Raw genomic sequence first — 13,902 nt, 5'->3', positions numbered from 1 at the left:
TCCTCTCTCCTTCCCTCTCTCCCGGAGGGAGAGAGGGACTGGACTGTCCTCCTCCCTCGCCGGGGGAGAAGGAAGAGGAGGGGGATGCCCCTCTCCCCCAGGGAGAGGGGGAAGGGGAGAGGGCCGAGTATCGTCAAGCATTTTCAGGAGGCTTCGTAGGTTCTGGTTGAGGCAGACGTCCGGGGGCCGTATGATGGCGGGGCCATGACCCGCCGTCGTCCCAAGAACTGGAATTTCACCGTCACCGGTTGCCTCGCCCTGCTCCTGCTGGGGCCTTCTTTCTTTCCTCCCTCCGCCCTCGCCGTGACCGGGCTGTCGGACCAGGAGGCCGTCGACGGGCTCAAGCAGGCCCTGATCCAGGGCTCGAGCGTGGCGGTTGGGAAGCTCGGCGTGCCGGACGGGTTCCTCGGCAACCCCAAGGTGAGGATTCCCCTGCCCGAGCACCTCCAGAAAGGCGCCTCGATGCTGCGCATGCTGGGCCTGGGGGCCCAGCTCGACCAGTTGGAAGTGACCATGAATCGGGCCGCCGAGGCGGCGGTGCCGGAAGCGAAGGCCATCTTGCTGGAATCCATCAAGAAGATGTCGATCCAGGACGCCCGGCAGATCTTGACCGGCGGCAACACCGCCGCCACCGAGTACTTCCGCCGCACCGCCTCCGCACCCCTTGCCGCTCGGTTCCTGCCCATCGTCAAGCGGGCCACCGACCAAGTGGGGCTCGCCCGCCAGTACGACCAGATCGCCGGGCCGGCCGCTCAGTTGGGCCTGATCGACGAAAAACAGGCCACCTTGGACGGCTACGTCACCCAGAAGGCCCTGGACGGCCTGTTCCTGATGATGGCCGAAGAGGAACGGGCGATCCGCCGGGATCCCCTGGGCCAGGGAAGCCGCCTCCTGCGCAAGGTGTTCGGCGCGATCCGTTGAAGCGCAGGACCGGCGGCTCAAGGGGCTTTGCGCAGCGCCCCCAGCAGCCGCTTGATGATTTGCTCCTGGCTCTTCAGCCGCTCGCGGAAGGCGAGGCGCTCGGTGTCCGCGATTTCCATCCGCAGGTCCGAGAGAAAGCTCTCCAGCACTTCGATCAGGACTTCCCGCTCCTCAGGCGACAACTCCAATTGGGTCATGGCGGCGGCCCTCCTCCTTCTTCTTCGATTTTAGACACTCGGGGAGCTTCGGGGGATGGAGAGCCCTCAAGAAACTCCTCAGTGGGCCTCGTCCCAGTTGCGTCCGACCCCCACGTCCACCACCAGGGGGACCCGCAGCCGGGCGACGCCTTCCATCAGGCGGGGAACCTCCCGCTTGACCTCCTCCAGCTCCGCTTCCGGCACCTCCAGCACCAGCTCGTCGTGCACCTGGAGGATCAACCGGCTCGCGAGATTCCGCTCCCCGATCCAGCGGTGCACCGCGATCATGGCCAGCTTAATGAGGTCCGCCGCCGTGCCCTGCATAGGGGCGTTGATGGCGGCCCGTTCGGCCGCCTGACGCCGGGCGTTGTTGCCGCTCCTGATCTCGGGAAGCCACACCCGGCGCCCGAAGACCGTCTCCACATAGCCCTGGGCGCGAGCCTGCTCCCGCACCTGGGCCATGTAGGCGGCGACCCCGGGAAAACGGGCGAAGTAGCGGTCGATGTAGGTCTGGGCGGCGGCGCGCTCGATCCCGAGCTGGCTCGCGAGGCCAAAGGAGGACATCCCGTAGATCAGGCCGAAGTTGATGACCTTGGCGTAGCGGCGCTGCTCCGGTGTCACCTGGCCGTGGGGCACCCCGAACACCTCCGCCGCCGTGGAGGCGTGGATGTCCTCGCCCGCCTCGAAGGCCTTGAGCAGCCCCTCGTCGCCGGAGATATGGGCCATGATGCGCAGCTCCACCTGGGAATAGTCCGCCGAGACGATGAAATGGCCCGGTGGCGCGATGAAGGCCTCCCGGATGCGCCGGCCTTCGGCCGTGCGGATGGGGATGTTCTGCAGGTTGGGCTCGTTACTGGAGAGCCGGCCGGTCACCGCCACCGCCTGGGCGTAGTTGGTGTGCACCCGGCCGGTTTCCGGGTGGATCATGCGGGGCAGCTTGTCCGTGTAGGTGGACTTGAGCTTGGAAAGGCCGCGGTACTCCAGGATGAGCTTGGGCAGGGGATAATCCAGGGCGAGCTGCTGGAGCACGTCCTCGTCGGTGGACGGCGCACCGCCCGGGGTCTTCTTGACCACGGGAAGCTTAAGCTGCTCGAACAGGATTTCCTGGATCTGCTTCGGGGAATTGAGGTTGAAGGGCTGCCCGGCCACCTCATGGGCCTTTGCCTCGATCTCCATCATGCGCTGGGCAAGCTCCCGGCTCTGGGCCTCGAGCCGCGCCACGTCCAGCAACACCCCGTGCCGCTCCATGGCGAAGAGCACGTGCATGACCGGCATTTCCAGGGCCTGGTATACGTGGAGCAGCTTGGGCTCGGCTTCGAGCTGGGGAAACATGGCCCGATGCAGTTGCAGGGTCACGTCGGCGTCCTCGGCCGCGTACTCAGTGGCGCGCTCCACCGGTACCTGATCGAAGCCGATCTGGCCCGCCCCTTTGCCGCACACCTCTTCGTAGGTGATGGTCTTCACCCCCAGATAGCGCTCGGCCAGGCTGTCCATGTCGTGGGCGCGGTGGCTTTGCAGCACGTAGGACTGGAGCAAGGTATCGTGGACCACGCCCCGGAGCGCAACCCCGTGGTTCGCGAACACGTGCATGTCGTACTTGGCGTGCTGGCCTAGCTTGCGCTTCGTGTCGTCCTCCAGCCAGGGCTTGAGCCGCGCGAGGGCCCGGGTCAGGTCGAGCTGGGGCGGCGCGTCCGGGTAGCGGTGGGCAAGCGGCAGGTAGGCCGCCTCGTGGGGTTCCACGCAAAAGGAGATGCCCACCAGGCGGGCCCGCATCGGGTCGAGATCGGTGGTCTCCGTGTCCACGGCCGCGAGCCCGGCGGTCTCGAGCCGCGCCAGCCAGGCCTCGAGCTGCGCCTCGGTGAAGAGGGTCTCGTAACGGCGCTCGGCCCGGGGCTCGGCGGTTGCGGGGGCGGCCGCCCGGCCGCCGTCCCCCGCCGGGTCCTGGGCCTCGAGCTCCCTCAACCAGCTCCTGAAGTCGAAGCGCTGGAACAGGGCCTGGAGCCGCTCCCGGTCCGGGGGCCGAGGCCGCAGGTCCTCGATGGAAACGGGAAGCGGCACGTCGCGGCGCACGGCGAGCAGCTCCCGCGCCTTCGGCAACCACTCCAGGGCTTGGCGCAGGTTCTCCCCCGCGACGCCCGGGATCTCACCCGCCCGGGCCATCACCGCCTCGAGGCTCCCGTACTGCTGCAGCCACTTGGCCGCCGTCTTGGGCCCCACCTTGTCCACCCCCGGCACGTTGTCGATGGCATCCCCGATCAGAGTGAGGTAATCCAGCACCCGCTCCGGCGGGACCCCGAACTTGGCCCGGACCCCCGCTTCGTCCAGCGTTTCGTTGGTCATGGTGTTTACCAGCACCACGTTCTGGCCCACGAGCTGGGCGAGGTCCTTGTCCCCGGTGGAGACCACGCAGCGCAGCCCCCGCGCCTGCGCCTCGCGGCAGAGGGTGGCGATCACGTCGTCCGCCTCCACTCCCTCCACTTCCAGCAGCGGCCAGCCGAGGGCCTGGATCGCCTCCTTGAGGGGTTCGATCTGCCGCGCCAGGTCTTCCGGCATGGGCGGCCGGTTGGCCTTGTACTTGGGATACAGCTCCTCGCGGAAGGTCTTTCCTTTTGCGTCGAAAACGCAGCCGATATAATCGGCGTCATGTTCCCTGCGCAGCCTGCGCAGCATGTTCAGCACGCCGTAGATCGCCCCCGTCGGCTCGTTGTTGCGGTTTCTCAGGTCGGGCAGCGCGTGGAACGCGCGGTAGAGATAGGACGAGCCGTCCACCAACAGCAGCGTCTTCATCGGATGCTTTTCTTCTTTTGAGGTGCCCACATGAGTATCAGTCACAAGCTTCCTTCGGCGGTCGCCGTCGAAGCGTTGAAGAAAACCTGGTCGGCCCGGGAGTCGTGGCGGGTCTTCGGGATTATGTCAGAATTCGTCGAGGCGACGGAACGGCTGAGCGCGGTGATGCCGGCGGTGAGCGTCTTCGGCAGCGCCCGGGTCACCCCCAACCATCCGTACTACGCCCTCACGGAGAAAATCGCCCGGCTGCTCTCCGACGCCGGGTTCAGCGTGATCTCGGGCGGCGGCCCCGGCGTCATGGAAGCGGCCAACAAGGGCGCGTTCTTCGGAAAATCCCCTAGCGTGGGCCTCAACATCCAGTTGCCCCACGAGCAGCACGGCAACCCGTTCCAGGACATCTCCCAGAGCTTCCGTCATTTCTTCGCTCGCAAGTACATGTTCGTGAAGCTCGCCACCGCCTGGGTGGTGATGCCGGGCGGCTTCGGCACCCTGGACGAGCTGATGGAGGCCCTCACCCTGGTACAGACCGGCAAGTCCCGGCGCATTCCCATCATCCTGGTGCACGGACCGTTCTGGCAGGGGATGCTGGACTGGTTCCGCACCACGCTGGTCACCGAGGGCATGATCGACGCCGAGGACCTCGACCTGATCCAAGTGATCGACGAGCCCGAAAAGGTGGTGACCGCCATCTTCGACTACTACGCCACCCGCGGCTTCTCCCCGTCCGAAAAGGAAAAGGAGATGCAACTCAACCTGTAAGGCTCAACGAAAAGCCCGGGCGCTCGTCTATAATCCGGGGCCATGCCTCTGCAAAGGACAACGACATCATGATCCCCCACCGCTTCGTCCAGGGCCTCGCCGCCGCCGGGCTCTTTTGCCTCTGGGCCGCGGCGGCAGCCCAGACGCCCAACCCGCCTTCGAAGCAGCCGCCTGCGCCCGCGGGACAGCCGCCGTCCAAGCCGCAACCCCCGGCCAATCTGGAACCCCTGCCCGAGCCGCCTCCCCCACCCCCCGGCTACGAGCCGGACCCTTCCCTCGAGCCCCAGGTGACCATCATCCAGCGCGGGGAGGAGACGGTGGAGGAATTCCGCATCAACGGGCGCCTCTACATGGTCAAGGTGACACCCCGCTACGGGCCGCCCTACTACCTCATCGATTACCAGGGCAACGGCCAATTCATCCGCCGGGACAGTCCGGACCCGGGTTTCAGCCCGCCCATGTGGGTCATCGAGCGCTTCTAGCGGGGCGGAGCCCTTCGCCTGCCCCATGTCGGTCTTCACCCCCGTCACCCCCGAGGAGCTTTCCGCCTGGCTGCGCCACTACGCGGTGGGGACGCTCGTCGCCTTGGAAGGCATCGCCGAGGGGATCGAGAACACCAACTACCGGGTGACCACCACCCAGGGCCGCTTCGTCCTCACCCTGTTCGAGAAGCTCAGCGCCGAGGAGCTGCCCTTTTACGTGGACCTGATGGCCCACCTGGCGGAGCACGGCATCCCGTGTCCCCGGCCCATCGCCGGACTGGACGACTGCCGCTTCCGGCCCTTGAAGGGCAAGCCCGCCTGCCTGGTGAGCTTTCTGCCCGGGCGGCCGCAGGAGCATCCCGCGCCGGCCCATTGCGCCGCCGTGGGCGCCGTGCTGGCCGAAATGCACCTGGCGGGCGCCTCCTACCCGCGGCGGCTCGACAACCCCCGGGGTCCCAAGTGGTGGCGCGCCACGGCGCCTCAGGTGATGCCCCACCTTTCCCCGGAGGACGCCGCCCTGCTCAAGGAGGAGTTGCGCTTCCAGGCTCTGTACCGCTTCCACGACCTGCCCCGGGGGGTGATCCACGGCGATCTGTTCCGGGACAACGTGTTCTTTCTGGAGGGACGGGTGTCGGGGCTGATCGACTTCTACTTCGCGGGCAACGACGTCCTGCTCTATGACGTCGCCATCACGGCGAACGACTGGTGCCTGGATGCTCGGGGCCAGATAGACGAGGCGCGCTGCCGGGCGCTCCTCTCCGCCTACCACGAAGTGCGGCCCTTGACCGCTATCGAGCGCGGCGCCTGGCCCGTGCTGCTGCGGGCGGCGGCGCTGCGCTTCTGGATTTCCCGTCTCTTCGACTGGCATTTTCCCCGCCCGGGCGAGCTCACCCACGCCAAGGACCCGGAGCACTGCAAGCGCATCTTGACCGCCCACATCGCCGCTCAATCGCGGCTCGCGCGCCTGTGGGTTTAAAATAGTTTCGTTCGTTATCCGCTCGGAGAGGCAGATGCAGGTGCGCAGGCTCGCGCCCATGCGCGGCTGGGAATGGATCGTTCAGGGCTTCGCCCTGTTCCGCAGGAGTCCCCTCAACTGGATCGCCTTGTGCCTAGCCCTGGTGGGATTCGCCCTGGCCGCGAGCTTGATTCCCCCCATCGGCGAACTGGTGTTCTACCTGCTTTCGCCGGTGCTGCTGGCCGGTCTCATGGTGGGCTGCCGCAACCTGGAGCAGGGCGGCCGGCTGGAGCTCACCTGCCTGTTCGAGGGTTTCCGACGCCAGACCAGCGCCCTCGTCACCATCGGCGGCGTCTACCTGGTAGGGCAAGTGCTGATCTACGGGGTGGTGGTCGTGCTGGCCGGCGCGAGCCTCAACGAGCTCATGCGGGACGTGCAGGGATCGACGCCGCCAGCGGTGCCCCCCATGCCCGGCCAGGTGATGCTGGCCCTCGCCGTGGCCGCCGCCCTGTCGGTGCCCCTGCTTATGGCGGTGTGGTTCGCCCCGCTGCTGGTGATTTTCGACGGGCTCATGCCCTTCGCCTCCATGCGGGAGAGCTTCAACGCCTGCCTCGCCAACATCCTGCCCCTGGTGGTCTACAGCCTGATCCTGATGGTGCTGGGCTTCCTGGCACTGCTGCCCTTCGCCCTGGGGCTGATCCTGCTAGTGCCCACCGTGTTCGCCTCGATCTACGTGAGCTACAAGGAGATCTTCGCCGCCGATCCGGCCCTGGCCGCGGCGTGACGCGGGCACCAATATCCCGAGAATGCCTGGAGGCGCTCGGCCCACTCTCCAGGCTCAATGGGCGGGGGTGAGCTTGGCGTACTCCAGCGCCAGCCACTTCAGCCCCGCCTCGGAAAAGCGCACCTGCACCCGGGCGTCGGGGCCCCGGCCTTCGCAGTTGACGATGACCCCCCGGCCGAACTTGGGGTGAAGCACGCTCTGGCCCACGTGCCACTCGGGGCCGCCGGCGAGGCGAAACGCTGGCTCCGGCCAGGTGGATCCCTGGGGCGAAGCCGGAGCGGGCGCAGCCCGGCGTGCCGGGACCCCGCTCCCCATGGCCTTCACCAGCTCGGCCGGGATTTCCTGTAGGAACCGGGAAGGCACGTTGTAGCGGGTCTGGCCGTGGAGCATGCGGCTCTGGGCGAAGCTCAAGTACAGCCGCCGCCGGGCGCGGGTGAGGGCGACGTACATGAGGCGCCGCTCCTCCTCCACGCCGCCGGGGTCCAAGAGGCTCTGTTCGTGGGGGAAGAGCCCTTCTTCCAGGCCGGTGACGAACACGGCGTGGAACTCCAGCCCCTTGGCCGAGTGCACGGTCATGAGCTGGAGCGCCTCCGCGCCGCTCGCCGCCTGGTGCTCCCCGGCCTCCAGGGCGGCGTGGGCCAGGAAGGCGGCCAGGTCGTGTTCTTCCGCCTCTTGGAGGAAAGCGCTCGCCGCGTTGACCAGCTCGTCCAGGTTCGCGAGCCGCTCCTCCCCTTCCCGCTCGGCCCGGTAATGGGCGGCGAGCCCGCTCGCCTCGATCGCGTGTTGAACCAGCTCCGGCAGGGACAGGGCGGCAGCCGCGGCGCGCAGGTCCTCGATCAGGGCCACGAACCCCTCGATTCCCTTGCGGGCCCCCTCCGGCTTCTGTCCCCTGGCTTCCGCCCTCCGGCGCGCCGCCTCCCACAGGCTCGAGCCGGCGGCCGCCGCCTCGCTGCGCAACTGCTCCAGGGTGCGGGCGCCGATGCCCCGGACGGGGAAGTTGATGACCCGCTCGAGGGCGCCGTCGTCGCCGGGATTGGCCGCCAAGCGCAGGTAGGCGAGGGCGTGCTTGACCTCCTGGCGCTCGAAAAAGCGCAGCCCTCCATACACCCGGTAGGGAACGCCGGCGCTGAAGAGGGCGTGTTCCAGGACCCGGGACTGGGCGTTGGAGCGGTACAGCACCGCCATGTCGGAATAGGGCACCCCTTCCCGGCTTAAAGCCCGCACCTCGTCCACCACGAACCGGGCCTCTTCCTGGTCGGTCAGGGCCTGATACAAGCGCAGGGGCTCTCCTTCGCCGTCCGTGGTCCACAGGTTCTTGCCCAGGCGATGGCGGTTGTGCTTGATCACGGCGTTCGCCGCCGCCAGGATGTTGCCCGCGGAGCGATAGTTCTGTTCCAGCTTAATCAGCCGGTAGCCGGGATGGTCCCGCTCGAAATCCCGCATGTTCTCGGCGGAGGCCCCGCGGAAGGCGTAGATCGACTGGTCGTCGTCTCCCACCGCGAACAGGGGCGTCTCCCGGCCCGCCAGGCGCTTGAGCCAGAGGTACTGGAGGCGGTTGGTGTCCTGGAACTCGTCCACCAAGATATGGGCGAAGCGGTCCCGGTAATGGGCGGCGAGCGCCGGGTCGCGGGAGAAAAGCTCGTAGGCCCGGAGCAGGAGCTCGGCGAAGTCCACCACCCCTTCCCGGTCGCACTGCTCGTCGTAGGCGGCGTAGAGCTGCGCCATGCGCCGGGTGCGCTCGTCCAGGGCCTCCACCTGGGCGGCGCGCAGGCCTTGCTCTTTGGCGGCGTTGATGAAGTACTGGAGCTCCCGCGGCGGCACCTTCTCCTCGTCCACGTGCAGCCCCTTGAGCAGGCGCTTCACGAAGGCGAGCTGGTCCTGGCTGTCCAAGATCTGGAACAGGGCGGGCAGTCCCGCCTCCCGATGATGGGCCCGCAGCAGCCGGTTGCACAGGCCGTGGAAGGTGCCTACCCACATGCCCCGGGGATTGATGGGTAGCATAGCCGAGATGCGGGTGAGCATCTCCCGGGCCGCCTTGTTGGTGAAGGTGACCGCCATGAGCCCGTGGGGGACCACCTGTCCTGTCTGGATCAGATAGGCGATGCGGGTGGTGAGCACCCGGGTCTTGCCGCTGCCGGCGCCCGCCAGCACCAGGGCCGACTGGGGTTCCCCCGAAGGCTGCCGCAGGGGAAGGGTGACCGCTTCGTGCTGCTGGGGATTGAGTCCGGAGAGAAGCTGCGACATGGAAGAATACGGGGCCGCTCAAAGCCCCGTATTCTACACCGCGCTCGGTCCCCGCACGCGGGCGGTCGGCCTCACACCCGCGTGAGGGCCTCCAGCGCGTTCAGTTGCTTGCTCTTGGAGATCAGCTCCTGGATCAGGGGGGTGATGATGATCTCCATCGCCATGCCCATCTTGCCCCCGGGCACCACGAGGGTGTTGGGCCGGGACATGAAGGAGTTGTGCAGCATGGAGAGCAGGTAGGGGAAGTCCACCCCCCGGGGGTTGCGGAAGCGGATCACCACGAAGCTCTCGTCCAGGGTGGGGATGTCCCGGGCGATGAAGGGGTTGGAGGTGTCCACGATGGGTACCCGCTGGAAGTTGATGTGGGTGCGGGAGAACTGGGGCGTGATGTAGTGCACGTAGTCGTGCATGCGCCGCAGGATGGTGTGGGTCACCGCCTCCAGGGAGTACCCCCGATCGTTCATGTCCCGGTGGATCTTCTGGATCCACTCCAGGTTCACCACCGGCACCACGCCGATCAGCAGGTCCACCTTGCCGGCGATGTCGATGGCGTCGGTCTTCACGCCTCCGTGCAACCCCTCGTAGAACAGGAGGTCCGAGCCCGGAGGAATGTCCTCCCAGGGGGTGAAGGTGCCGGGCTTCTGGCCGTAGGGGGCCGCCTCCTCCTCGTTGTGGAGGTACTTGCGGTACCTCCCCCTGCCGTTTTCCCCGTAGGCGCGGAACAGGTTTTCCAGCTCCTCCCACAGGTTCGCCTCCGGGCCGAAGTGGCTGATGGCGCGCCCCTTCTTCTCCGATTTCTCGATCTGGCGCTTCATCTCCTCCCGGTCGTAGCGGTGGAACGCGTCGCCCTCGACGAACACCGCGTTGATCTTCTCCCGGCGGAAGATGTGCTGGAACGCCTGCTTGACCGTGCTGGTGCCGGCGCCCGACGAACCGGTAACCGCAACGATGGGATGCTTCTGCGACATGGCCTGCTCCTCGTCCCGTGGCATGCAAGGGGGCATCGACAGCGCTTAAATGCCCCAGTCTACCAAGCGTCAATTTAACAGAGGGTTTCGAAAGGCAAGATACGACTTGCTTATCGTATCGATAGCGTTTTCGTGGCAAATAACCCCCCAGGGACTGGCCGCGCCCGTTTCCTCCGGCACGCTATAATTCGTTTTTTCCTGAATTCACGGACTTTTTTTCGAGGCGCCAGGCTTATGGAAGCCCACTACCATCCGGAGCTCGTCGAGGCGCGAGCCCAGACCCATTGGGAAAAGACGCGCCGCTTCCGCGCGGTCGAGAACACGGACAAGCCCAAGTACTATTGCCTGTCCATGTTCCCCTACCCGTCGGGAAAGCTCCACATGGGGCACGTGCGCAACTACACCCTCGGCGACGTGCTGGCCCGCTACCACCGCATGCGCGGCTACAACGTGCTGCAGCCCATGGGCTGGGACGCCTTCGGGCTGCCGGCGGAAAACGCCGCCATGGCGAACGGCGTTCCTCCGGCCCGATGGACGTACGACAACATCGCCTACATGAAGCAGCAGCTCAAGTCGCTGGGCTTCGCCATCGACTGGGACCGGGAGCTCGCCACCTGCCGGCCGGAGTACTATCGCTGGAACCAGTGGCTGTTCCTGCGCATGCTGGAAAAGGGCCTGGTCTACAAGACCACGGGCATCGTGAACTGGGACCCGGTGGACCAGACCGTGCTCGCCAATGAGCAGGTGATCGACGGCCGCGGCTGGCGCACCGGGGCGCCGGTGGAAAAGCGCGAGATCCCCATGTACTACATGCGGATCACCGCCTACGCCGAGGAGCTGCTGGCCGGCTTGGACCGGCTTCCCGGCTGGCCCGAGCGGGTGAAAACCATGCAAGCCAACTGGATCGGCAAAAGCGAAGGGGTGCGCTTCGCCTTCCCCTACACGCTGCCGAACGGCGAGAAAGGCCTGCTCTGGGTCTTCACCACCCGGGCCGACACCCTCATGGGCGTGACCTTCTGCGCCGTGGCGGCCGAGCATCCCCTGGCCGCGTACGCCGCCCGGAATAACCCCCCGCTCGCCGCCTTCATCGAGGAATGCAAGCGCGGCAGCGTCATGGAAGCGGACCTCGCCACCCTGGAAAAGAAAGGCATGCCCACGGGACTGACGGTGATCCATCCCCTCACGGGCGAAGCGATCCCGGTGTGGGTGGCCAACTACGTCCTCATGGGCTACGGCGAGGGCGCGGTCATGGCCGTGCCCGGCCACGACGAGCGGGACTTTCACTTCGCCAAGAAGTACGGGCTTCCGATCAAGCAGGTGATCGAAGTGCCGGGCGAGACGTTTTCCACCGACGCTTGGCAGGACTGGTATGCGGACAAGGCACGCGGACGGTGCGTGAACTCCGGAAAATACGACGGCCTCCCCCACGAGGCGGCGGTAGAGGCCATCGCCGCGGACTTGAAGGCCCTGGGCCTGGGCGACAAACAGGTGCAATGGCGGCTGCGGGACTGGGGGATTTCCCGCCAGCGCTACTGGGGCTGTCCCATCCCCATCGTCCACTGCGAAGCCTGCGGCGAGGTGCCCGTGCCCGACGACCAGCTCCCGGTGGTGCTGCCCGAGGATCTGGTGCCCGACGGCAGCGGCAATCCCCTGGCGAAGACCCCCTCGTTCTACGAATGTTCGTGCCCCCGCTGCGGCCGGAAGGCGCGCCGAGAGACCGACACCATGGACACCTTTGTCGATTCCTCTTGGTACTTCCTGCGCTACTGCTGCCCGGACAACCACCGGGCCATGGTGGACGAGCGGGTCGCGTACTGGATGCCGGTGGACCAGTACATCGGCGGCATCGAGCACGCCATCCTGCACCTGCTCTACTCCCGCTTCTGGACCAAGGTGATGCGGGACCTGGGCCTCGTCTCATTGGACGAGCCTTTCACCAACCTGCTCACCCAGGGCATGGTGTTGAACGAAATCTTCTACCGAAAGGGCGAAGGCGGACGCATCACCTACTACAACCCGGCGGATGTGGACGTCCTGACCGACGAGCAGGGGCGCCGCGTCGGCGCGGTGCTGCGCTCCGACGGCAAGCCCGTGGAGTCCGGCGGCATCGGCACCATGTCCAAATCCAAGAACAACGGGGTCGATCCCCAGGCGTTGATCGAGAAGTACGGCGCCGATACGGCCCGGCTCTACATGATGTTCGCCTCGCCCCCGGAGCAGACCCTGGTCTGGTCGGACTCGGGCGTGGAGGGCGTGTACCGCTTCGTGCGGCGGCTGTGGAAGTTCGCCGCCGAGCACGAAGCCGCGATCCGCGGCGCCCCGGAGCGGCCTTCCGGCGAGTTGGATGGAGATCTCAAGGCGCTGCGGCGGGACGTGCACACCCACTTGAAGCAGGCCAACTTCGATTTCCAGAAGTTCCAGTTCAACACCGTGGTCTCGGCGGCGATGAAGATGCTGAATGCCCTGGAGGCCGCGCCTGTGGAGGGCAACGCCGAACGCAAAGCCGTGCTGCGCGAATCCATGGGCATTCTCCTTCGGCTCCTCGCCCCCATCGCCCCCCACGTCACCCATGTCCTGTGGGAAGAGCTGGGTTTCCCCGGCGACATCCTGGACGCCCCCTGGCCGGAGGCCGACGAGGCGGCGCTGGCCACCGACGAAGTGGCGCTGGTGATCCAGGTGAACGGCAAGCTGCGGGGCGAAGTGCGGGTGCCCGCCCAGGCCGACCGCGCCACCATCGAAAAGCTCGCCCTGGAGAGCGAACCGGCACGCAAGTTCGTCGCCGGCCAGCCGGTCAAGCGCGTGGTGGTGGTGCCGGGGCGGCTGGTCAACATCGTGGTGTAGTCGCCAGGGTGCGGGCGCCTGGACACAAGCGAGCCCGGGTTTCTCGGTTGTAGATGTACCTTTCGCACCTAAGGGCGTTGGGCTTCCTTGGCGATGCACAAGTCCATCTATTGCGATGCGCTCTGCAGCCGGGGAGAATGCAACGGGATAGCGGATAGGCGGCCATGAAAAGGGACGAAGCCATTCAAAAGCTGCGGCAGCATTTCCCCGAGCTGCGGGAACGCTTCGGGGTGGCCCATCTGTCCGTTTTCGGCTCGGTGGCGCGCGACGAGGCCGGACCGGAGAGCGACGTGGATATCCTCGTCGAGTTTTCGCCCGATGCCCGGGTTGGCTTGTTCGGCCTCATCGAGTTGCAGCAGCGTCTGGAGGAGCTACTCGGCTGCAAGGTGGACGTCGGTACGCCGCAAGGTCTAAGGCCGCGCATCCGGGATCGTGTGCTCAGTGAGGCCGTGCATGTCGCCTAGGAAATGGCCGCGCCGGCTTGAGGACATCCTCGACGCGATTTCCGAAATCCGATCCTTCGTGGCCGGTATGCCGTACGACCAATTCCGTTCGGACGCCAAAACGCTCAAGGCCGTGGAGGCCGATCTGATGATCATCGGCGAAGCGGCCGGCCATATTCCCGATGACGTGCAGCAAGCGAATCCTGAGGTGCCTTGGCATCTCATGCGAGCGATGCGGAACCGTATCGTGCACGTCTATTTCGATATCGACCCGCGTATCTTGTGGGACACCATCCAGCAAGACCTGCCACTTCTGGAAAAAGCGATCAAAAAGCTCTTGGAGAAAGACAATTGATTCCTGGGGCGGCGGAGGCTACGGGAAAGCCGTTGTCGGCCAGTCGATGAAACGCTTCCTGGTGGTGCCGGGGGCGGGTCAACCTCATTGGGTTAGCCATCAGGGCACGGGCGCTTGGGCACCGGCCAAGCCCTGCTTGCCCGTTCGGGTTGCGCATCAGGGCGAG

12 protein-coding genes are annotated in these 13,902 nt (G+C 66.5%); 8 read left to right on the top strand and 4 right to left on the bottom strand.

Features of this window, described 5'->3' with window-relative positions:
- The first annotated feature begins 204 nt into the window (after positions 1 to 204).
- Positions 205 to 921 (top strand): DUF4197 domain-containing protein, encoded by a 717-nt coding sequence (locus ACUVYZ_RS04745; RefSeq protein WP_439933521.1) that lies wholly within the window; start codon positions 205 to 207, stop codon positions 919 to 921.
- A gap of 17 nt (positions 922 to 938) precedes the next feature.
- On the opposite strand, the gene ACUVYZ_RS04740 is transcribed toward ACUVYZ_RS04745, so the two are convergent.
- Together ACUVYZ_RS04740 and polA are read right to left on the bottom strand one after the other, a co-directional pair.
- Positions 939 to 1,118: a hypothetical protein gene (locus ACUVYZ_RS04740; protein ID WP_439933520.1), complete on the bottom strand. Its 180-nt coding sequence runs from the start codon at positions 1,116 to 1,118 to the stop codon at positions 939 to 941.
- A gap of 78 nt (positions 1,119 to 1,196) precedes the next feature.
- The gene (gene polA / locus ACUVYZ_RS04735; protein WP_439933519.1) at positions 1,197 to 3,905 is read right to left on the bottom strand and encodes a DNA polymerase I; all 2,709 of its coding nucleotides are present in this window, start codon (positions 3,903 to 3,905) and stop codon (positions 1,197 to 1,199) included.
- A 30-nt stretch (positions 3,906 to 3,935) separates the two neighbouring features.
- Between polA and ACUVYZ_RS04730 the strand changes: the two genes are divergently transcribed.
- The 4 genes from ACUVYZ_RS04730 (at position 3,936) to ACUVYZ_RS04715 (ending at position 6,885) form a co-directional block, all read left to right on the top strand.
- Positions 3,936 to 4,664, top strand: coding sequence for an LOG family protein (locus tag ACUVYZ_RS04730; protein WP_439933518.1), 729 nt, complete (start codon positions 3,936 to 3,938; stop codon positions 4,662 to 4,664).
- Between the two features lie 68 nt (positions 4,665 to 4,732).
- Positions 4,733 to 5,146 (top strand): DUF2782 domain-containing protein, encoded by a 414-nt coding sequence (locus ACUVYZ_RS04725; protein WP_439933517.1) that lies wholly within the window; start codon positions 4,733 to 4,735, stop codon positions 5,144 to 5,146.
- A 25-nt stretch (positions 5,147 to 5,171) separates the two neighbouring features.
- Positions 5,172 to 6,122, top strand: coding sequence for a homoserine kinase (locus ACUVYZ_RS04720; protein ID WP_439933516.1), 951 nt, complete (start codon positions 5,172 to 5,174; stop codon positions 6,120 to 6,122).
- A gap of 34 nt (positions 6,123 to 6,156) precedes the next feature.
- Positions 6,157 to 6,885 carry a BPSS1780 family membrane protein gene (locus ACUVYZ_RS04715; RefSeq protein WP_439933515.1) on the top strand — a complete coding sequence of 243 codons (729 nt, stop codon included), beginning with the start codon at positions 6,157 to 6,159 and terminating at the stop codon, positions 6,883 to 6,885.
- 54 nt (positions 6,886 to 6,939) lie between these two features.
- Here the strand turns inward: ACUVYZ_RS04715 and ACUVYZ_RS04710 are convergent, their stop codons facing one another.
- Both ACUVYZ_RS04710 and ACUVYZ_RS04705 read right to left on the bottom strand, forming a co-directional pair.
- Positions 6,940 to 9,129 carry a UvrD-helicase domain-containing protein gene (locus ACUVYZ_RS04710; RefSeq protein WP_439933514.1) on the bottom strand — a complete coding sequence of 730 codons (2,190 nt, stop codon included), beginning with the start codon at positions 9,127 to 9,129 and terminating at the stop codon, positions 6,940 to 6,942.
- 71 nt (positions 9,130 to 9,200) lie between these two features.
- Positions 9,201 to 10,097 (bottom strand): phosphoribulokinase, encoded by an 897-nt coding sequence (locus tag ACUVYZ_RS04705; RefSeq protein ID WP_439933513.1) that lies wholly within the window; start codon positions 10,095 to 10,097, stop codon positions 9,201 to 9,203.
- Between the two features lie 234 nt (positions 10,098 to 10,331).
- Here ACUVYZ_RS04705 and leuS point away from each other — a divergent pair, with 234 nt between their 5' ends.
- The 3 genes from leuS (at position 10,332) to ACUVYZ_RS04690 (ending at position 13,736) form a co-directional block, all read left to right on the top strand.
- Positions 10,332 to 12,938 (top strand): leucine--tRNA ligase, encoded by a 2,607-nt coding sequence (gene leuS, locus ACUVYZ_RS04700; protein ID WP_439933512.1) that lies wholly within the window; start codon positions 10,332 to 10,334, stop codon positions 12,936 to 12,938.
- Between the two features lie 164 nt (positions 12,939 to 13,102).
- On the top strand, positions 13,103 to 13,402 hold the full coding sequence (locus ACUVYZ_RS04695; RefSeq protein ID WP_439933511.1) for a nucleotidyltransferase family protein: 300 nt from the start codon (positions 13,103 to 13,105) through the stop codon (positions 13,400 to 13,402).
- Positions 13,392 to 13,736 carry a HepT-like ribonuclease domain-containing protein gene (locus ACUVYZ_RS04690; protein WP_439933510.1) on the top strand — a complete coding sequence of 115 codons (345 nt, stop codon included), beginning with the start codon at positions 13,392 to 13,394 and terminating at the stop codon, positions 13,734 to 13,736. The genes ACUVYZ_RS04695 and ACUVYZ_RS04690 overlap by 11 nt, the downstream gene beginning before the upstream one ends.
- The last annotated feature ends 166 nt before the right edge of the window (positions 13,737 to 13,902 follow it).

Source organism: Pelomicrobium sp. P1 (assembly GCF_052805615.1).
This window is presented reverse-complemented; position numbering and strand designations above follow the sequence as displayed.